This window comes from Candidatus Melainabacteria bacterium RIFOXYA2_FULL_32_9, from assembly GCA_001784615.1.
In the GTDB taxonomy this organism is placed as follows: Bacteria; Cyanobacteriota; Vampirovibrionia; order Gastranaerophilales; family UBA9579; genus UBA9579.
Map to the genome: position 1 here is coordinate 1 of MFRQ01000130.1, position 22,330 is coordinate 22,330.

The 22,330-nt window shown below is 30.5% G+C and carries 17 protein-coding genes; 15 read left to right on the top strand and 2 right to left on the bottom strand.

Annotated features, from left to right (window positions below; all coding sequences use genetic code 11):
- The first annotated feature begins 249 nt into the window (after positions 1-249).
- The gene (locus A2255_00470) at positions 250-1,323 is read left to right on the top strand and encodes a hypothetical protein (GenBank protein ID OGI18007.1); all 1,074 of its coding nucleotides are present in this window, start codon (positions 250-252) and stop codon (positions 1,321-1,323) included.
- A 245-nt stretch (positions 1,324-1,568) separates the two neighbouring features.
- On the opposite strand, the gene A2255_00475 is transcribed toward A2255_00470, so the two are convergent.
- Positions 1,569-2,735: a UDP-4-amino-4,6-dideoxy-N-acetyl-beta-L-altrosamine transaminase gene (locus tag A2255_00475; protein ID OGI18008.1), complete on the bottom strand. Its 1,167-nt coding sequence runs from the start codon at positions 2,733-2,735 to the stop codon at positions 1,569-1,571.
- Positions 2,736-2,750: 15 nt separating this feature from the next.
- The gene (locus tag A2255_00480) at positions 2,751-3,722 is read right to left on the bottom strand and encodes a UDP-N-acetylglucosamine 4,6-dehydratase (inverting) (GenBank protein ID OGI18009.1); all 972 of its coding nucleotides are present in this window, start codon (positions 3,720-3,722) and stop codon (positions 2,751-2,753) included.
- A 778-nt stretch (positions 3,723-4,500) separates the two neighbouring features.
- Here A2255_00480 and A2255_00485 point away from each other — a divergent pair.
- From A2255_00485 to A2255_00550, 14 genes are all read left to right on the top strand, one after another.
- On the top strand, positions 4,501-5,799 hold the full coding sequence (locus tag A2255_00485) for a hypothetical protein (protein OGI18010.1): 1,299 nt from the start codon (positions 4,501-4,503) through the stop codon (positions 5,797-5,799).
- Between the two features lie 22 nt (positions 5,800-5,821).
- Positions 5,822-7,999: a hypothetical protein gene (locus A2255_00490; GenBank protein ID OGI18011.1), complete on the top strand. Its 2,178-nt coding sequence runs from the start codon at positions 5,822-5,824 to the stop codon at positions 7,997-7,999.
- Positions 7,989-8,777, top strand: a complete 789-nt coding sequence (locus A2255_00495; protein OGI18031.1) for a UDP-N-acetyl-D-mannosamine transferase — start codon at positions 7,989-7,991, stop codon at positions 8,775-8,777. The genes A2255_00490 and A2255_00495 overlap by 11 nt, the downstream gene beginning before the upstream one ends.
- Positions 8,778-8,899: 122 nt before the next feature.
- On the top strand, positions 8,900-10,264 hold the full coding sequence (locus A2255_00500; GenBank protein OGI18012.1) for a hypothetical protein: 1,365 nt from the start codon (positions 8,900-8,902) through the stop codon (positions 10,262-10,264).
- A 6-nt stretch (positions 10,265-10,270) separates the two neighbouring features.
- Positions 10,271-11,287 (top strand): hypothetical protein, encoded by a 1,017-nt coding sequence (locus A2255_00505; GenBank protein OGI18013.1) that lies wholly within the window; start codon positions 10,271-10,273, stop codon positions 11,285-11,287.
- Positions 11,287-12,777 carry a hypothetical protein gene (locus A2255_00510; protein OGI18014.1) on the top strand — a complete coding sequence of 497 codons (1,491 nt, stop codon included), beginning with the start codon at positions 11,287-11,289 and terminating at the stop codon, positions 12,775-12,777. The genes A2255_00505 and A2255_00510 overlap by 1 nt, the downstream gene beginning before the upstream one ends.
- A 499-nt stretch (positions 12,778-13,276) precedes the next feature.
- On the top strand, positions 13,277-13,723 hold the full coding sequence (locus A2255_00515; GenBank protein OGI18015.1) for a serine acetyltransferase: 447 nt from the start codon (positions 13,277-13,279) through the stop codon (positions 13,721-13,723).
- Between the two features lie 20 nt (positions 13,724-13,743).
- On the top strand, positions 13,744-15,003 hold the full coding sequence (locus A2255_00520; protein OGI18016.1) for a hypothetical protein: 1,260 nt from the start codon (positions 13,744-13,746) through the stop codon (positions 15,001-15,003).
- Positions 15,000-16,046: a hypothetical protein gene (locus A2255_00525; GenBank protein ID OGI18017.1), complete on the top strand. Its 1,047-nt coding sequence runs from the start codon at positions 15,000-15,002 to the stop codon at positions 16,044-16,046. Before A2255_00520 ends, A2255_00525 begins: the two co-directional genes overlap by 4 nt.
- A complete protein-coding gene (locus A2255_00530; GenBank protein OGI18018.1) occupies positions 16,027-17,265 on the top strand; it encodes a hypothetical protein in 1,239 nt (412 codons plus the stop codon). The genes A2255_00525 and A2255_00530 overlap by 20 nt, the downstream gene beginning before the upstream one ends.
- Positions 17,266-17,473: 208 nt before the next feature.
- Entirely contained in the window at positions 17,474-17,866 is a 393-nt protein-coding gene (locus A2255_00535; protein OGI18019.1) for a hypothetical protein, read from the top strand.
- A 210-nt stretch (positions 17,867-18,076) separates the two neighbouring features.
- The gene (locus A2255_00540; protein OGI18020.1) at positions 18,077-19,333 is read left to right on the top strand and encodes a UDP-N-acetyl-D-mannosamine dehydrogenase; all 1,257 of its coding nucleotides are present in this window, start codon (positions 18,077-18,079) and stop codon (positions 19,331-19,333) included.
- A gap of 485 nt (positions 19,334-19,818) precedes the next feature.
- Complete coding sequence (locus A2255_00545; GenBank protein OGI18021.1) at positions 19,819-21,270, top strand: hypothetical protein; 1,452 nt, start codon at positions 19,819-19,821, stop codon at positions 21,268-21,270.
- Positions 21,271-21,368: 98 nt separating this feature from the next.
- Positions 21,369-22,310, top strand: coding sequence for a GDP-fucose synthetase (locus A2255_00550; GenBank protein OGI18022.1), 942 nt, complete (start codon positions 21,369-21,371; stop codon positions 22,308-22,310).
- Positions 22,311-22,330 lie beyond the last annotated feature (20 nt).

Consider the following 22,330-nt stretch of genomic DNA (forward strand, 5'->3'; position numbering starts at 1 on the left):
GTATAAAAAACTGCACAGTGAGCAACTAAGTTTGTTTTAAGTAATCGCACACGTAGATACCCCGTAGCTCTGCTGCGGGGTTAATTCATTTTAAAATCTTTTAAACAAAGTATTAGGTGTAAAATGAACTAATAATAATTATTTTGCCGACTTAGTGTAATATTGCTTTTGATGAAAGCAGTATTTTAAGCTATATTTGAGGTTAAATATTATTCAGAGTATATAATAATAGAATAAAAAGGAAAAATAATGGAACACGTAAATATTAGTTCAATAAAAATAAATAATAATGTCTTCTCACAGGAAATGAGAAAAGGCCTACTTGCAAGATTTGATTCTGTTACTCTGGCTAATTATATTATTACAACAGATGAACTTGAAATATTAAGTGGACAGGAACTTATTGAAAAAGCATATAAAGAAGGAAAAAAGACTTTACCTTTGAAAAGGATTAGTGTAATAAAAAATACAACTAATTTTCCTAAAAGAGTTTTACTTGAATTGACCAGCAAATGTAACAGCTATTGTACCATGTGCCCGAGGAACATATTAACCAGAGAAGAAAAGCATATGGATACTCAATTAGCTAAAAGTGTCATAAAACAATTGGCTGAAGTCGGTATTAGTGGTCTATGGTTGTATAACATCGGCGAATCACTTTTGCATCCTGATTTTTTTGAGATATTGGATTATTGTAGATCTTTTGATACATTGGGAACCATTTGGTTAAGCACTAATGGTGAGATTTTTGATAAAAATATTCAAGAAAAACTGCTTGAATATCCGGTAGATATTCTGAATTATTCTGTTAACGCTATGTCAGAAGATAATTATAAGAAAATAGCTCCAAATTTAGATTTTTATCGTGTGCAGAATAACCTGAAAAATTTTGTTGAATTAAAAAGACAGGAAAATAAGTTTAAACCTGTTATTAGAGCACAAATGATTGAATTTCCAGATATGAATTCTGAAATTCATGATTTTATGGATAAATACGGTGATAAAGTTGATATAGTAAGCATAAATAAACTTGAATTATTTTCTCAAAACGTTTGCAATGATAATTCAAAAGAAACTATCACCAATAATAAGATTAAAAAGTGCAATAGAATTGACAGAGAAGATTTTATGATATTTTCTGACGGCTCAGTTTCTTGTTGTGATACAGATTTTAATTGCACTTTTAATCTTGGAAATGTAAAAGAAAGCTCCATATCAGAAATTTATAACGGTAAAAAATATCAAGATTTAATTAAAAAATATCAAGAAGGCAGATTACACGAACAGGAATTATGCTCAAAATGCCTTGATTATAATCTCTAGAGATTTCTATAAAAAATATTTGGTAATGGTAAAAATTAAAGTGATAAATTTTTTCAGTGTTATAATTTAGCTAATTGTCGCACTGTCATTGCGAGCACCGTAGGTGCGCGGCAATCTAAAAAGTATTATTATCTTCTTTTAGATTGCTTCGTCACTGCATTGCATTTCGTTCCTCGCAATGACACTAGAAAATTTTATTTCTGAATATGTTCTATATCACTTATTTTTATACCTTTACCAAATATTTACTTTGTAAGAATCTGAATTAAACTCTCAATAATATAATCTTGGTCCTGAAAGGAAAGCTTGTAGAATAAAGGTAGTGTAATTGCCTCACTATAATATTTTTCGGATTCAGGAAAATCTCCCCATCCAAAGCCTGATTTCTGATAATATGGCTGTGTATGAACAGGAATATAATGCAAATTAACTCCTATTCCTGCATTTCTTAAACATTCAAAAACCTGAGAATGTGACTTATTTATTTTATCAAGCTGTAATCTGATCACATAAAGGTGAAAAGCTGAATAAGTATCAGGATATTGATAAGGCAAAGTTACAGGTAAATCCTTAAGAGCCTCATTATATCTATTTGCGATAATATGCCGTTGTCTTATAAATTCATCAAGACGAGTCATCTGGCTTGCTCCAAGAGCAGCCTGAATATCTGTCATACGATAATTAAAGCCTAATTCAAGTTGCTCATAATACCAAGGACCAGAGGAATCATTCTGCATACAGCCAGGATTTCTTGTAATACCATGGGTTCTCAATCGAATTAATTTTTCATATAAGTCTTTTCTGTTTGTTAAAACCATTCCTCCTTCCCCTGAAGTAATGATTTTAACAGGATGAAAACTAAACACGGTCATATCTGAACAGATACAGGAGCCTATTTTGGCGTTTTTATAACTTCCTCCTATTGCGTGAGAAGCATCTTCAATTACAGTAAAACCATATTTATTTGATATTGCCTGTATTTTTTCCATTTCACAGGATTGTCCCGCAAAATGTACGGGAATAACAACTTTTGGAAGATTACCTATTTTTTTAGCTTCTTCCAATTTTTCCTCAAACTTTAAAATTGATATATTATATGTTTTAGGATCAATATCTACAAAATCTACATTAGCACCACAATATAGACCACAATTAGCAGATGCAACAAAAGTATTTGGAGAGGTCCATAAAATATCACCAGAACCAAGATTAGCTGCAAGACAGGCTATATGCAATGCTGATGTCGCACTATTTACTGCAACTGCATATTTAGCTCCGCAATATTCAGCAACAATTTTCTCAAATCTCTCAATGGCAGGACCTTGCGTAATCCAGTCAGACTGTAAAACATCAATTACAGCTTTAATATCTTCATCATTTATATCCTGTCTGCCATATGGAATTATCTTCATTTTTGAATTTTCTGTTTATTCATCAATCATTTTGGAAAGCTCTGAAGGAGTTAACCACTGTTTGTTAGTATTACTTGAATATGAAAAACCTTCTGGAAGTTTCTCCCCATGAGCCCATAAATCATTTGACCACCAAAAATGTGCCGGCAAAATTGCATAGCAATCATTTAAATCGACGGCTTGCCTTGATTCATCTTCAGATATCATAGACTCATGTAATTTTTCTCCAGGTCTAATTCCAATTTTTTCAATTTTACATTCTGGTGCAATTGTTTTTGCTAATGCTATCATACTCATACTGGGAAGCTTAGGAATAAACACCTCACCACCGTGCATTTTTTCGATACGTGATATAACAAAACGCACACCCTGCTCCAGAGTAATCCAGAATCGAGTCATTCTTTCATCAGTAATGGTTACTTTTCCTGTCTTTCTCTGCTCTTTAAATAAAGGAATAACACTTCCTCTACTTCCTACTACATTTCCATAGCGCACACAGCTAAATCTGGCTCCTTCTGCGGTACTGTATGAATTTGCCTGGATAAAGAGTTTCTCTGAAACTAACTTGGTTGCTCCATAAAGATTTACAGGAGCTGTTGCTTTATCTGTGCTCATTGCAAGAACTTTTTTTACATCATTATTAATAGCAGCATCAATTATATTTCTTGCGCCATCAATATTAGTTGCAACCGCTTCAATAGGGTTATATTCACAGGCTGGAACCTGCTTCATTGCAGCAGCATGAACAACTATATCCACACCTTTAAAAGCTCTATTTAAACGCTTATAATCCCTAACATCTCCTATAAAATAACGAAGACTTGGATGATCAAAGCCTGAAATCCGCATTTCATGTTGCTTTAGCTCATCTCTACTGAAGATGATAAGTTTTTTAGGATGATACTCCTTTAACATTATCTCAACAAACTTCTTACCAAATGATCCTGTACCTCCAGTGACTAACACTGTAAGATCTTGCCATTTCATCAAATATTCTCCTTGCAGATCCTTTTTATTTATTTGAAAAGATATTTAAATTCATAATAAAATAACATAATGGTATTAACAGTATTATATATCCTAATAGAAAAAGAAATCCTTTCTTCATATTAAGTTTTATCGATTATATTACTCTGAAAATAATTTACGATATTTTTTAAGGTTGTAAAGTCTAAAAATTCAAACTATTTAAGATATCAGATAAGAGGATTAAATAGCTGTCAACAATATTCCATAATATCTGATACACTCTCTATATTTTTTATCCTAAACAAAGTTTTTGTTCTATGGTTATTTTGTAACTGATACTTTGTTTAATTAAGGCAAAATAACTGTACTTTAAGCTGTATTTTTTCCGGATAAAACTACGGGAATAGTCTTCAAAATAATTTTTAAATCAGAACACAAGCTCCACTGGAAAATATATTTATAATCCAGCTTAACAACCGTATCAAAGTTTTTAATACTTGATCTGCTACATACCAGTCAAACTAAATATTTTTAATATCTTTCAGTCCTGAACTTGTATATCAATCATTATTATTAAAAATATATAAAAATTCAGAGTAAACATTTTTACATATTTTACACATTTTTCTATACTTAATTTCATCAAGTTTACTAACTGGCAACTTTTTCATCAAAATATTTAGTTAACTTATTCTTAATAAATCTTATATAACTAGTTTTAATAGTCTATGTTTAATTTAATATATCTAAGTATATATAGACTTTAAAAATTATATAGGTTAAAGCCCTCAAATACTTGAAATTTTACCAATTAAATATAGTTTTTATAAGATTAATAATAAAATTTCAAGTAAGAAAAACCTTAAAACAATGTTTACAGGATTGCTGTCTGAAAAATATGCAAACAATTAAATGTAATATAATTATTTTAACAATTTTGTGTTTAATAATGCCTGCTGTAGTTGCAAAAGAAGTTGATACTAATGACTACAGTAATGTAGCTGCAAAATTAAGTGGGAATGCTTCAAAAACAAATTATAATGTAAGCTCAAGAAAGTATATTTTAGGGCCAAATGACATTATAAGCATCTATGTTTATGATTCTGAAGAATTTAATCAGGAAAAAATTCGTGTTCAGCCCGATGGAAATATTATTGTTGTACCTTTAGGAGCTTTAAAAGTGTCAGGGTTAACTATTGATGAATTATACGAATATCTTGTTCTGAAATATAAGGAATATCTGAGAAATCCTCAAATAACTATTAAACTTGATCAAACTAAACCTTTTATAGTTTATATTACCGGGGCTGTACTAAATCCTGGCAGTTATGAAATAAACACTGATACCACAAATAAACAAACCACCCTGGATAGTAAGCCTGAAGTCCAGATAGAAAGAAAAGCTCCTCTTCTCTCAAATGTAATTGTTGCTGCTGGAGGCATATCATTTGATGCAGATTTAGAACATACAAAAATCACTAATTCTATTGATAAAACTGAATTTGAGGTGAATCTACTAGATTTACTTGAAAATAACGATACCACGCAGGATATCTATTTAACTACCGGTGATATAGTTCATATTCCAAGACTTCCAACACCATTAGCTGTAAGTGAAGATAAATATAAAAAATATGCCAGCTCAACTTTCTCTCCAAAATTTGTCCCTGTTAAGGTATATGGGTATGTAAATAATCCTGGGTTAATAAAATTAGACAGTTCTCAGTCATTAAATTTAAGCTCTGCTATAACCTCAGCAGGTGGTTATTTATCTGATTCGGCATATGCACCTGCAAAAGTTTATATAAGCAGAGTTGATGTTTCAGGAAAGCTTGTAACAAGAGTTGTGAATCCTAAGAGTAACGATATAGCACTTATGCCAAATGACATAATTTATGTCCCTGAAAAGGTCAGACCCCTTGCCGGTAAAGCATTTGATTATATGACAAGATTATTTATCCCTGCAAATACCTTTGCAAGTACATATAATAATTGGGCTTTAATGTTTAAGCCTAATAGATACAGCCCTACGCAGACAAATACTTATACAAATACCTATGATAATTGGTCATTTGATATTACAGTTCCCGAATAATAGGCAAATAGAGTAAATAAAAATGAATCTTAATAGTAAACTTACCCAAAATAGATATATTCGCAATCTCTTAAAAGATCTGCATTTAATTCTTACAATTACAGTAATAATTACTGTTTGGGCTGTGATATATTTAGTCTTTTTCTATCAGCCATCATATAAATCAACAGCAAAAATCTGGATTAAGGATTTAACGACAGAGGCTTTTGTAGCAAATTTAGATACTAATAGTCAATTAGCTCCATTAACCTCAGCCGGTAATCCTATTTTGACTCAAATTGAAATACTAAAATCAAATCAGATAAAAAGTTATCTGATTAGTCATATTAAAGAAAAATATCCTAAAAATGGCAAGATAAATCCTGATAAAATTATTGATGCTAAAAGTAAAACCGGTACAGATATAATAAATATTACTTTAAAATGGGATAATCCAGAAGAAGCACAAAAACTTCTTTATGCAGTATTAGAGGAATACGACAATATTAATCTTCTTATCAATAGGAAAATCAGAACAACAAGACGTAAATACATTGATTTGAAGCTTACCGAAATAGAAGAAAAACTCTTTGATATAAGAACCAAAATCAAATCATATAAATCAGAAAATTTGGCTATAAATCTTGATACAGAATCAGACAAACTTATAGACCAAAAAATTATTCTTTCAACAAAATTAGAGGAAATAACTGCTTCTGCAAATAGTTTGCAAGTATCAAGTAACCAATTAGAAAAAAAATTATCCCTAAAACCAAATGAAGTAATCAATGCTGTAGCATTAGGATCAGGCAATCAAAGTCTTGTAAAATTAAGAAACGATTTAAATGATGCTATTCAGGAGTATGAATATGATATTATCAAATTATCAGATACAAATCCTAAAATAATAGCTCAAAAAAATAAAATTAAAGCTATAAAAGAGCAGATAAAAGGACAAATCACGTTAAGTTTGGGCAAATATGCTCAAGATCAGAAAATTAACATATTCGATCCTGTAAGAGAAAAATTGGCTGAAGACTTAATAACCAATCAAGTAAGGTTCATCAGCTTAGAATCTGAGCAACAATCTTTAAATGATAGTATAAATAAGATCAATATTTTATTATCCCAGATTCCTGAGAAAAAATTCACCTTAAACAACCTGGAGCAAATAGAAAAAGCATTAAGTAAGGCTTATGATGAGCTAAAAGAAAAACAAATCGAAGCAAGAATTAAAGAAGCAGAAGCTGTTAGCAATGTTATAGTTATAGATTCACCAAATTTGCCCAAATCAGCATCTTTCCCAAGTCCTCTACATGTATTTATACTTACAATATTCTTGGGATGCGGTTTTGGTTTTAGTGCATCTATCTTAAAAACATTAATTGAAGATGTATGCGATGATCCGAAATTAATAGAACACATAACACAGTCATCTATAATAGGCTCAATTACCTGGACTGAACGATTTAATGAAGATCAACATAATCAGGCTATTGCTAATATTGCTTACAATAACACTTTATCAAGCTTGTTAATCAAATGTTATAAGCAAAACGCAAAAGTTTTAACTTTTACCTCAACTTCACTTAAAAAACCTCAATCATCAATTCTGTATCAATTATCACAAAGATTAAAAAAACAGGGACACTCTGTAGTAATTATAGATACTGATTTTAGGATTCCTACAATATACAAAAGTGCAGAAATAAAAGATAAAGTAAAAGTTAATTTATCTGATTTAATAATATATCTTGAAAACCAGATAAGAAAGAGACAATCCTTTGATGATAACTATATCTTAGACTCATTAATTATGGATAATAATGGAATAATGCACTTAGGAAATAGAGAAATTGTTATCGAACCATATGAATTCTTTGGGACATCAGCATTCAACCTTATAGTATCAACTTTAAAAGAAAAATTTGACTGGGTATTAATTGATACAGCAGCAGCTCACGTTACACCTGAATTTTTAATCATATCAAGATTGTCCGATGGAGTTGTCCTCTTAGCAAACAGGACAATTACCTACTCTACCCTAAAAAATATCTCTGAATCAATTAGGAATGCCGGTATTCCGATTATTGGCACAATTATTAGAGAATCAAATTCCCAATTGGAAAAAGAATATGAAAAATATTTACAACATCAAGGAGACCAACTTACACAACAATCAGAAATAACTGACCTGGAATGGAATGAAAATGAAGGATAAAGAGAGAATAAACTTTTTTGGCATCAACATAGACCCTTTAACAATGGAAGAAACGTTATTCAGAATCTCTGAATTCATAGAGAAAAAGCAAATTACACAACATGTGGTTATCAATGTTGCTAAGTTAGTTTATGCGCAAAAAAATAAAGAATTAAAAAATATAATAAATTCGTGCAAACTAATCAATGTTGATGGAGCCGGAATAATTTTAGGGGCTAGATTTTTAGGAATAAATATCCCCGAAAGAGTTACCGGTATAGATTTAATGCAAGAATTGGTTGCCTATTCAAGCAAGAAAAGATATAAAGTCTACTTTTTTGGAGCTCAAGAGTTTATAGTTAAAACAGTAATAGAAATTTATAAACAAAAATATCCTGAATTAATAATTGCAGGATACCGAAATGGTTATTATTCCTCTGATGAAGAGGAAAACATCGCAATGGATATAAAAAACTCAGGTGCTGATATCTTGTTTGTTGCAATGGGATCACCCAAGAAAGAGATTTTTATAAATAAATATCTTCATAAAATGGAAGTCCCCTTTGTAATGGGGGTAGGCGGCAGCTTTGATGTTATTGCAGGAAAGGTCAAAAGAGCCCCTAAATTTCTCCAAAAATATGGCCTAGAGTGGTTATATAGGCTCTATCAAGAACCGAAGCGCATGTGGAAGCGATATCTGGTTACAAATTCTATATTTTTTATAATGCTGTTCAAACAATTCATTAAACAAAATTTCCCCTTGAAATTTTTATTTTTAAAATCCCGTCAGACTTCATAGAGAACAGATTATTTTTGAGAAAGCCTATAAAATGCGAAGCAATTTTATCAGCGACGAAAAAACAATACGTTCTTTATTTCCAAATAAAACCTTATCAGTAATTTAAAACAAAAGAATATATTATGAGTAATTTTAAGAAGTTAGATCTGTTTTTTATATTTTTATCAATTATTTTTGGAGCATTAATATTATTTTTTCCAATCCAAAAATTACTCATAATGTTTTTAGGGGTTATTTTTCTGACTTTATTAGTGGCTAAACCCAAATATTGCTTTTATTTAATGCTTTTATTGTCAACTTATGTATTCCCCTTTGAAACTGAGGCCAGACAATTACCGTTTAATCAAACAGATATCTTAATTTCACTCTGCTTTATAGGGGCTTTAGTTAGAATACTTTTTCTTGATCAGAGATTTAATCCCAAAACGAGGATTGATAAATGGATTATTATCTTGCTAATCTTGTATTTCCTGGCTGGGTTTACCTCTATTAGCCATAGAGGATATCAAGGCTTTTTAAAATTTGGGGAAACAGTTACTGTATTTTACTTAAGTATTTATTTTATAAGAACTAAAGAGATTAAAATATCAAATCTCATCAGATTCATATTATTTATAGGAATATTTCAAGCATCTTATGGCATATTACAATCTTTAACGGGCAGTTTTGGAGCTAATTTTCAATCAGAAAGAGGTCTTTTAGGATATATTGGACTAGGATCAAAGTTAGTATGGCATGGTAGAGGCACATTTGCTCACTTTAATCATTTCGGTCCTTTTTTAAGTATGATCTTTTTATTTTTCTTACCTATAAATCATTTTCTGGTAAAAAATAAGAAGAAGGGGTATATGATACTTTTAATTCTCCTAACTGGAGTCATTATTTCATATTCTCGAGCAAGCTTGCTAGGATTAGTCGCTGGTATCATATTTTTCCTATTTCAGATTAAGAAAAATAAGCTTAAATTTCTCTCAATATTAGTATCTGTGTTATTAGTGGCTTTAGGACTATACAATTTCTTAAAAAATACATCATACATAACGACACTAGCTCCCAGAAATGATATATGGGAGGTAGTATTTACTGCTATTACCAGTAGTACACGTACTTTATTGTTTGGAACAGGGTTAAAATCTTATACAGACGCTGTATGGGTTTATCTACCCGGCAATATTCTTCCATCATCATACAATGATTTTCAGGCACACAATTTTTGTCTCCATTACATTGTAGAAATTGGAATAATAGGCTCAATAATAGTATTATCATTCCTGATTTACACCATAGTTGCAGCATATAGTAATTTTAAAACTAATACGAAACTAGCAAAAGTTTTAAGCTCATCAACCAGCATTGTTATTGTATGCTTCTTTTTTGAAGGATTATTTGATACTGCATTTAATTTATTTACTATACAAATATGGTTATTTTTAATTTTAGGTCTTATGTATTCCAAAGTCCCAATAATAAATAAGGTTAAACGATAGAATTAGATGAATATACTAATCTCAGTTGTTATTCCAACATATAATAGAGCTAATATAATTACAGATGCTATCGATTCTGTACTCAAACAAACTTATCAAAATTTTGAGATTCTAATAATAGACGATGGATCGGCTGATAATACTGAAAACATAATTAAGGAGATTCAAGACCAAAGAATTAAATATATTTACCAGGAAAATAGTGGTCCTGCAAAAGCAAGAAATAACGGAATAAAACATTCAAAAGGTGAATACATTGTATTTCTTGATTCAGATGACTTATGGCACCATGAATTACTAGAAAAACATATCAAAATCTTAAATACTAACAGTAATATAGGCATGGTATCTAACCATAGTTTATATAAAACTTTTGATGGCCAATATATACGCAAAAAAACTTGTCAGGCTAAAAATAATAAAGAATATCTCCAATATATTTTGACAGAACCTGATAAAGCTTATCCTGGACCTTCTACAACCATGTTTAAAAGAGAGTGCTTTGAAAAAGTGGGATATTTTGATGAAACATTGAATTTTTGTGAAGACTGGGATCTGTGCTTTAGAGTAGCACTTTTTTATGAGTTTCATTGTATTAACGGAACATTAACCTACGTCAGGGTACACCAAAACAGCTTGAGCAGGACTCGTGAAGTGGAAAAATTTAGAAACAGCTATTTAAAATTTCTACAAAAGGCTTTTGAAAATACAAGTCTGCTGCAAGAAGCTTTATATCATTTTGCACTTAATAAACATAATTTATTTTCCTGCTTGATAAAATGCAAACTATTAAACATAAAAAATAAAGCTTATAGCAATGCTTTATGGTCAATTGGCAGCTGGGCATTATATAAATCTAGAGATTCTTTTGTTGCAAGGAAAAATCTTCTAGAAAGTCTTGGATATTCACATACTAAAATATTTAATCTAAAATTTTTAATGGCTCTTTTACTTAGCCATTTTCCATTATTTATGCTAAACACTTATGAAAAGCTTAAAAAAGGATCTGGGAGAGCCTATTAATGAACATACATACTGAAAAGAAAGTAAGTCTGTCAAAAAATATATCATTCGTAATGTTTGCAAGCATATTCAGGCAATTTTTATCTCTCTTTTCAGGAATTGTTGTAGCCAGAATATTACTACCGCAAGATTTTGGAATAATAAGTATGGCTGCAACTTTTAGCGGCTTAATCGATGTATTCAGTAAATTTGGAATGGAAACTTTTATAATTAGCCGTCAGAATCTATCAAAGACTGATATTAACTCAGTTTATCTACTCAATATTCTTGCAGGTATTGTTTTTGCTATAATAATGATCATAATATCTCCTGTAATTGCAAATATTTATAGAACCCCTGAAGTAAAATATATTCTATTTTTTGCAGCAATATCACTTTTGATCACTTCTTTTATAAGTATACCAAGGGCTTTGCTTATTAAGAATATGAGACAAGACGTGGTATCGAAAATAGAAATAGTTCAAAGTCTTTTAAATGTCGGTCTTATAATAGTATTTGCTCTTTTAGGTTTCCGTTATTTAAGTTATGTAATTCCATTATTAATCGTTAATTCAGCAAGTTGTATAATTTATCTTGTTATAACAGGATGGAAATTCTCAATAGACTTTAGTAAAGATATTTTCAGTCAAACTTTTGCTTATAGCAAAAGTTTCTTACCTAAAACGATCCTTACATTCTTTGTTTATAATTCTGATTACATATTTATCGGGTATTTATTAGGTCCAACTTTATTAGGATATTACTTTTTTGGCTTTGATAAAGCTTCAATACTTGTAGGATTACTCGTAGGTCTTCATTGCAATATATTTTTCCCCATCTTTTCAAAATTACAAGCAAATAAAAATGATTTAAAAACTACTTTCTTTTCACTTATGGAAAAGCAAGCTTTTATAGTATATCCATTGATTTTCGCTCAGATAATGCTGGCAAAAGAGCTAATCAACCTGATTTATGGAGCAAGGTGGGACAATTCTATTTTAATTTTCCAGTTAATTCTGGGATATATCTTTGTACGTATAACAGCTTCAATTATTCATGTTTTATTTGATGCTGTTAATATGCCTCAACAAAACCTAAAACACTTTTTACTTATTACACCAATATGTCTCGTGGCATTCTTTATAGGAATCAAACTTGGAAACCTAAAAGGAGTAGTAATAGCAGCTTTTGTTGCTCATTTATTTGCAAGTTTCTTACTGTTTATTCGTGTCTGTTTTGTTTTTAAGTGGGATTTCAGTGAATTTTTATCATATCTGTCCAAATTTTTTATTCCAATTATTTTACAAATTCCTGTTATTATTCCATTAAAATTATATTTAAATTACCTGACTTTACCGGATTACATCACAATATTAATAATGGTTCCAATTATTTTTACTTTATATATATTCTTAACAAGCTTATTCTTAAAAGACTTTTATAATAACGTTGTGGAACCTACCAGACTGAAAATATTGTCCATAATAGGAGATAAACTGGTAATGGATTGATAAAGGTAAAATTATTATTCCTGGAGAACTAAGAGGTTATCCAGAAAATAAAAAATGTACAATTGTCATTGCGAAGATTCCAAAGGAATCTGTGGCAATCTATCCATTATGCTATTAAGGACAGCGGAAAAAATCATTAAAGATTTTGATGAAAAAATGCGAAGCGGGAGTGAAGTTTTTGGGAAAAGCAGCTTCGCTGGTCTGGACTAAAAACGAAACTCATTCTATCTTTTGTGATTTTTGTAGGCTGCTTCCTGCGCGAAGCGGGAGCTGCGCAAGCTCATTCCTGTGCTCAGCTATTATTCAGAATTGAAAAGATCGCCACGGTTTCTTTTAGAAACCTCGCGATGACAGTGCAAAGCACCTTGCAATGATAATATTCTCATTAATTAGATTCTGATCTTTACCGATAAAACTGATATTACCAGAATTTTTATATTTGCTTTGTCATTTTTCTATAAGTAAAATTAGAAAAGTTACATAACAAAAAAGTTTTATTATGTCTGGAGTAGTTTATTTTTTATACAAGATAGCAAGAGCGCTTTATCTTGCCCATATACCTTTGTTACCTGCGTTAATCAAGTTATTTATCAGGGTTATATTTGCGTGCAGCCTTCCTTATACTGCCAAAATTGGAGAAAACACCATTCTAGGTTATGGGGGACTTGGAATAGTGATTCATTCTGACAGTATAATAGGTAAAAACTGTATAATTTCTCAGGGAGTTACAATTGGAGGGAGCAGCCGCAATCCTAAAGTACCTGAAATAGGGAATAATGTTTTAGTTGGGGCAGGTGCTAAGATTATCGGCCCGATAAAAATAGCTGATAACGTTGTAATTGGAGCCAATTCTGTCGTAACCAAAGATATTCCTTCAAACGTATTGGTAGCAGGCATACCAGCCAGAGTAATTAAAGAAAATATTAATATTAATGACTATTTATAGTTATTAAACACATAATTATTATGAAAAAGACCAAACAAAAACTAAAGGTACTCCATTTAATCTCTTCTCTAGCTATTGGAGGAGCAGAGAGACTGCTTGTTGATTTAATTAAAGTATCCAATTTATGTTCTAGCGATAAAAAATGTTATAACAAATCAAATAATGATGTTGAGTTTATCATTGTCATTATAAATGATGTAATAGACGAAGAATTAAGGCAACAATTAATTTCTACCGGCTACAGCGCTTATTTTCTAAATAAAAAAGAACGTGATAAAAACCCTAAATACCTATTTAAACTCCTTGATATAGTTAAAAAGCACGATATAGATATTATTCACTCTCATAATAATGGCAGTAAATACTGGGCAATATTGTGCAAGCTGATAAACTATAAATTAAAGTTAGTTCACACCATTCATGACTCTGTGATTTTTAAAAAGCCAGATAAATTAAGTCTTTTTAAACACAATAGTTTTACAAACCCAATCATGAACTTATTTAAAAACAATAACATCAAAAAAACAACCCTAGTATACGGTGGTTCAGGCAGATTAAATCTCTTTATCCATAAAATTTTTATAGATATGAATATAGCTATATCTAAAGCTATTTTAGAGGAATGTAATAACAATGGAATCAAGAAAAAAACCCTGATATATAACGGTATTGATACTAAAAGGGTTAGTAATATTACCAGACAACATAATAGAAACATGGAAACATTAAATATAATAAATGTTTCCAGAATTACATATCATAAAAAAGGTCAGGACATACTTATAAAAGCCCTTAAAGAGTGTAAAGATAAAGGCCTGAATTTTACCTGTAGTTTTGTAGGTGGTGTGTATGATTATGATAAAGCGTCTATAGAGTATCTAAAGGATCTTATAAAGAATTATAATTTAGAAAACGAAATCTCATTTTTAGGTAATAGAAACGATATTCCTGATTTACTGGCAAAGGCAGACTTGTTTATATTGCCATCAAGACATGAAGGCTTGCCTTTAGTTTTACTAGAAGCCATGGCTTCAGGGTTACCTGCTATTGCCAGTAATATTTCCGGTTCAAATGATATAATTAATCCTGAAGAGAATGGCTTGTTATTTGAAAGTGAAAACCATACTGATCTGGCTAATAAGATTTTAGAGCTTTACAATAACCAGAACAAAATGCATTATCTGGCACAAAATGCCCATAAGCACGCACAGCAGTTTGATATTTCAATAATGTGCAAAAATTATTATGCTTTATACAGAAAATTAGTTAAAAAATTATGAAAAATAACTCAAAAATATTAATGATAGGCCCTGATCCAGATTCTTTTGGAGGAATTTCCTCCGTAATAAAGCTGTATCAAGGATCTTTTGATAATGTAATGTTTTTATCGTCATGCAAAAATGGCAATATCATTAGTAAAATCTTGTTTTTTGGTTATTTTTTACTAAAATATATCCTTATCTTGTTTAAAAATAAGAGTTTAAGGATAATCCATATCCATGTATCTACAGGTGCAAGCTTATTTAGAAAATCAATAGCCGTAAATATAGCAAAATTACTCAATAAAAAGGTTATATTTAATATACATCCAGCTAGATTTAACGAATTTTACAAAAATTCTCATCCACTAATAAAGGCCTATATTAAAAATATACTTGATAAAAGTGATTTAATCTTAATATTATCCGAAAAAATCAAAATTGATCTTATGAATATATGCCCTGATGGCAATTTTAAAGTATTATATAACCCAATTACTATAAAAGAGCTTAAAATAAAAACATCTGAAGATATAAAAGCCTTGTTTTTAGGTAAATTATGCCGTAATAAAGGTGTTTATGATATTATTGAAGCCGCAAAACAAGTAAAAAGCGATAATATTAAAATATATTTATATGGGGACGGTGATTATAAACACTTCCAAAAATTAATAGAATCTAATAATTTACAAGATAAAATGTTTATATCAGGTTGGATTTCTGGAGATAAAAAAGAGAAAATTATAGAGACCTCAGATATATTTGTTTTACCCTCTTATACTGAAGGACTGCCAATCTCAATTTTAGAAGCAATGGTAAATGGATTACCAATAATATCAACTCCTGTTGGTGGAGTTCCTGAAGCCGTTATAGATGAAGTAAACGGTTTTTTAATTGAATCTGGAAATTATAACGCTCTTGCTGATAAAATAGAACTTCTGGCAAATAATAAAGAACTTAGGAATAAAATGGGTCAAGAGAGTTTCAATATAGCCAGGGAAAAATTTGATATTAGTGTAATAGTAAACCAATTAAAGGGCATTTATGAAGAACTATTGGGATAAAAGCAATATATACGACTCTTTTAACAGGTTATATAACTATGTCATCAAACATGATTATACAGGCATAGATGTATTTGATGGCCTAAACAGCAAGCTTTTTAAGGATACACCTTTATATAAAAGCAAACTCTTTCGACTTGCCCTAATTCAATTTTGTAAAAGAAGTCCTGTAAATTTCAGGAAGCTTTTACTCGTTTCCCCGGGATTTAATCCTAAAGCAGGTGCATTGTTCCTCTTAGGCAACCTGAATATGTATAAAGCCACAAATGATGATCAATACAAAAATGAAGCTGAAAGATTATTCTACAAGTTAAAAGAAACACATATACATAGATATAAAGGTATTAGCTGGGGATATAATTTTGAATGGCAGGCAAGGGCTTTCTTTGTACCTATAGATACACCAAATATAGTTACAACTGTGTGTGTTGGTAAGGCATTACTAGAATATTATAATATTTTCCAGGATAAAGAGTCATTAGAACTCGCTGTACAGGCTGCTGAATTTATTCTTAACGAGATGATTAAATTTGAAGATGAAAACAAACTTTGTTTTGGCTATATACCAGAAGAAGATGCAGAAGTGCATAATGCTAATCTTCTTGCTGCAAGCTTTTTATCATCTTTAAACCAATATATTAAAATTCCTGATTTAGATAAAAAAATCATAAAATCACTCAATTTCTCAATTTCTGATATCAATAAAGACGGATCATGGCCTTATGGGACAAAGCCATTTCATCGATGGGTTGACAACTTTCATACAGCCTTTAATATTGAAAGCCTTATTAATATTAAAGAAAATCTAAATTTAATAGATTTAACCCGAGTTATAGATAAAGTAACAGATTTTTATTTTGATGAACTGTTTACAAATGAAGGAATGCCGAAGTATTACAATAATAACCTTTATCCCGTCGATATTCATGTGATCGCTGAAGCAATTATCCTTATAAATAGACTCAAACTTTTCAAAATTACTAATAATCAGGAAAAAATTGCAAAAATTGAGAAAAAACTTCTTGAATTAATCAATGTTTTTCAGGATAAAAAGGGATATTTTTACTACCAAAAAGGAAAATATTTCTGGAATAAAACCCCATATATCAGATGGGCACAAGCCTGGATGTTTTACGCTCTTAGTGATATTATTCTTTTTGAAAAATTATATTCAAATAATCCAAATGAACTTTCACAGACGCAAGTTTATAATTTATAATAATATATTCAGTTAAATTAGTTTTGATGATGAGTTAATTTCTTCCGTCGCTGGTGCTAACGCACATAATTAGGTCATCACCGGAATGATTGGTGACATAATTATGTGACTGTGTCACCTACGAGTTTTCAAGGCTCCTCCAGAAACAAACTCCTCATCAATTAAATACTAGTATTCTGTTTCAAAAGTTAAGGTTTTTTATATTTTTATGAGTAAGTTTAAAAGTTTAATTATACTAACATTTATTCTATTCATTGGGTTATTACTAAGTATTTTACCCATAAAAGTCCCTGGGGGCATAGATAAAATCTTTCATTTTATAGTTTTTTACGGTACAACAACATTTTCAACGTATATTATAATTAAAGCTTTTGGAAATAAGTGGATTAACCATTACCTTATAGCAATACTTATGATAGGCGGCGGATTAGCCACTTTATCAGAGTTGATTCAAGACTATGTTCCATTAAGAAGTTGTGATTTAGATGATTGGTTTATCAACCTTACAGGAATAGGAGCCTCTATTCTTGTTACTTACCTTTTAAATCAAAGATCAATAAGAGAATCAGAAATCCTTGAAGAAGAATTTTTAAGTAAGTAAACTCAGAATACAATAGTGCAATAACGTAAACTAATAGCTTTAATTAAGTCTGCTAGTTTCAGTGGCTATAGGTGATGACTTAAGTTAGGTAATGGATATTACCAAAATACATCTTTAATAATAGTAACAATCAATTAAAAAGAAACTTTATCAACGCTTTTTATCAAATATAATTACATAATAATTATATTTAGTTTGAGTTGGAAAATTATGAAAAAGGTATGCGTTTTAGGACTGGGATATATTGGCCTACCAACTGCAAGTATGCTTGCAAATAATGGATACGAGGTATATGGAGTAGATATATCACCAAAAGTAGTTGATATTATTAATAATGGAGATATTCATATTGAAGAACCAGGGCTTAAAACCCTTGTTAAAGCAGCAATTAATTCCGGAAATCTAAAGGCGTATCTCACCCCTCAAGAAGCAGACATATTTATTATAGCTGTTCCAACGCCTATAGATGAGAATAAAAAGTCTGATTTAAGCTATATAAAGTCTGCTGCTGAATCTATAGTTAATAAATTAAAAAGCGGTAACCTCGTTATACTCGAATCAACATCTCCTCCAGGCACTACCAGAGATTTTTTAGTACCTATTCTTGAAAAATCCGGCTTAAAAATTGGAAAAGAGCTTTTTATAGCTTATTGTCCGGAAAGAGTTTTACCTGGAAAAACCATTAATGAGCTAATTCAAAATACTAGAATAATAGGTGGCATAAATCAAACTTCAGCTCAACAAGCCAGAGAAATTTATATATCATTTGCCGAAGGAGATATACACTTAACTGACGCCACTACAGCAGAAATGGTCAAGATAATGGAAAACACTTACAGAGATGTAAATATCGCATTAGCTAATGAATTGGCTCAAATTTCACATAATATAGGAGTAAATGCTTGGGAAGTTATTAAGCTGGCTAACTTACATCCAAGAGTAAGAATCCATAACCCTAGTCCAGGTGTTGGAGGACATTGTATTTCTGTAGACCCCTGGTTTATAGTAGAAAAAGTTTCTACTCTGGCTAAATTAATAAACCAATCCAGAAACATAAACGACTCTATGCCTGAGTTTACTTATGATCTGCTTTTACGTCAGGTTAAAGATATTTCCAATGCTAAAATTACAATCTTAGGGATAACTTATAAAGCTAATATAGATGATATCAGGGAATCTCCTGCTGTCAAAATAATTGAAATGATTAACAATAACCCTAATTTAAGATTGTCTATTTATGATCCACACGTTAAATACTTTGATTATGAGTTATCGGGCTTTGAAGAAGCCTTTAAAAACAGTGACTGTATACTTTTAACTGTAGATCATGCCGAGTTTAAATATCTGGATCCAGAGCAAATCGCTAAAATAGTAAGGAATAAAATAATTATAGACACCAGAAATGCTCTTAATAGACAAAAATGGGAAGAAAATGGCTTTAAATACATACTCCTTGGCGAAGGTTAGTCTTCATAATTAATTTTATGACCATTTTAGAAAGCAATCATAGATACTCAAGTTGCTACTTAAATAATTTTGAATATCATTGCGGTGACACAGTCACATCATTAAGTGATTAATCCTTCCAATAATACCATTATCATTATAAGGGTACTTCGCACTGTCTTAAGTCATCTATCATTCCAATTGCACACTCTGTCATTGCGAGGTACTTCGTACAGTCATTGGTCATCAATCATTCCAATAATACACCATGTCATTGCGAGCCATGAATCGTGGATAGCCAGCATCAATTATCCTTGCGTGGCAATCCCTAAACAATAAATTTATGCAGGTAACAACTTGAATTCATAGATATATTTTAAGCAAAATTTATTTTAATCTGATAAACAAGTATAAGCTTGGCTCAGAAAAGATGATAGATTTAATTAAATAGTTAGATTAAAATTAACTTTATTAATGCTTTAGTAAGATTAAAATAAGGAAATACCTTGCTTAATACTTCAGAAAAATTTCAAAAAGCTTTAGAACTGCATTATGCGGGAAGTATTGATGAAGCTGAACTCCTGTACGAAGAACTTTTAGGGGAAATGCCTCAGGATGATCTGCTTTTATCTTATTTGAGCCTTATTGCAATAGATAAAAAAGATTTTGATAAAGCTATAAATTATACTAATCAAGCAATAAGCATAAATCCGGATCCTAAATATTATGAAGATCTTGCAAATTTGTACTACGATAAAAAAGACTTTAATAAAGCTATAGAAGCCTATTTGCAGGTTTTAACATTAGATCCCAATAATCATAATATTCTATTTAATCTTGGATTGTCTTTCCTGTCTGAAGATAGAGTCGATGAAGCGATAGATTTCTTCAAAAAAGCATTGAGTGTAAATCCTGATGATGCTGAAATTTATTATAATCTAGCTCTTGCTTATGTTGAAAAATGTGAGTTCAAAGAAGCTATAAACAGTTTGAATCATAGTATTAAAATAAAACCTGATTATCCAGATGCAAACTTTCTTCTGGGATGTATTTTTCTTCAAACAAGTAATTTTGAGGAAGGATGGAAGCTTTATGAATGGAGATTCTTTAAAAAAGATGCAATTGAGCTTTTAAATTTCTCCAAACCAAGATGGGATGGTTCTGATATAAAAGATAAAACCATATATGTTTATCACGAACAGGGATATGGTGATTCAATCATGTTTGCAAGATTTCTACCACTATTAAGTACAATTAGTAAAAAAGTTCTGTTTAAGCCACAAGCAGGATTAGAAAAACTTTTTAAAGAAAGTAATTTGCCAGTTGATATTATAGATAATTCAGTACCTAGTTTTAATCTGGAATTTGATACATATATCCATTTATTGAGCTTACCGGGAATACTAAAAGTAAATCAATATAATATTCCTTTTAAAAATAATTATCTTAAATCCAATAAAGAAAAAACAAATCAATATAAACAAGAGTATTTTAACAATGAACAATTTAAAATAGGCATTGCCTGGCAGTCAAATCCCAATATTGAAAAGAAAAGACCTATTCCACTAAAATATTTTTATAAACTAGCTGGTTTGAAAAATATTAAACTGTACTCTCTTCAAAAAGGGTATGGTATAGAGCAACTCGATAATATTCCTGAAGAAGTCGAAATAATAAATATTGGCAAAACATTCAATAATTTTTCAGATACAGCAGCAGCTATACAGAACCTGGATCTTGTTATAACCATAGATACCTCTATTGCTCATTTATCAGGATCTTTAGGTAAGAGTACATTAGTATTATTGCCCTATTCTCCTGACTGGCGTTGGTTATTAGATAGTGAAAACAGCATATGGTACGACAGTTTAAAGCTATACAGACAAAAAACTCCCGGAGATTGGGACGAAACTATGAAAAGAATACTATTGGATATAAAGGATATTCTCGATAGTTAATTCTACTTGATCAATACTTTGCTTTTAGACCTAAATTATATAATAATAAATTGTTGTAAGTTATCCAGAGCCAATCTTTTAGAAAACGGAAATAAAATATGAACCGGAAGATATTTATAGCTGGACATAAAGGTCTTGTTGGAAGCGCAATTCATAGACAGCTTATTAAAGAGGGATTCACAAATATAATTACAAAAACAAGACAAGAACTTGATTTATTGGATACTAAGCAAGTTTTTGAGTTTTTTGAAAAAGAAAAACCAGATTGGGTTTTCCTTGCTGCTGCAAAAGTTGGTGGAATTCATGCAAATAATACTTATCCTGCTGATTTTTTGTTGGAAAATCTTAAAATTCAAAGTAATATCATAGAATCTAGCTATAAAAATAATGTAAAAAAGCTTCTCTTTCTCGGATCAAGCTGCATTTATCCTAAAAATGCACCGCAGCCATTAAAAGAAGAGTATCTTTTAACATCTCCTTTAGAACCTACAAATGAGGCTTATGCTATAGCAAAAATAACCGGAATAAAGCTTTGTAATGCTATGAATAAACAATATGGTGCAAATTATCTTTCTGTAATGCCTTCCAATCTTTATGGATTAAATGATAACTATCACCTTGAAAATGCTCATGTATTGCCAACTTTAATCAGAAGATTTCACGAAGCAAAAGAAAAAAATCTGGATGAAGTTATAATCTGGGGAACAGGAACCCCAAGGCGTGAGTTTATGTATAGCGATGATTTGGCTGAAGCCTGTATTTTCTTAATGAAAAACTATGAGACTAAGGATATAGGTGAATTTATAAATATAGGAACAGGCACTGATTGTACAATTATGGAACTAGCAGAAACAATAAAGCAAATGGTAGGATTTAAAGGCAAAATATCTCTCGATCTTTCAAAGCCTGATGGCACTATGAAAAAACTTCTCGATGTATCAAGAATTAATTCCCTTGGCTGGAAAGCTAAAACAACTTTAGAAGAAGGGATTAAGAAGTCTTATCAAGATTTCCTGACAGGACTTAGCGTTAGATTATAACAATAAAGTAATTAAATAAT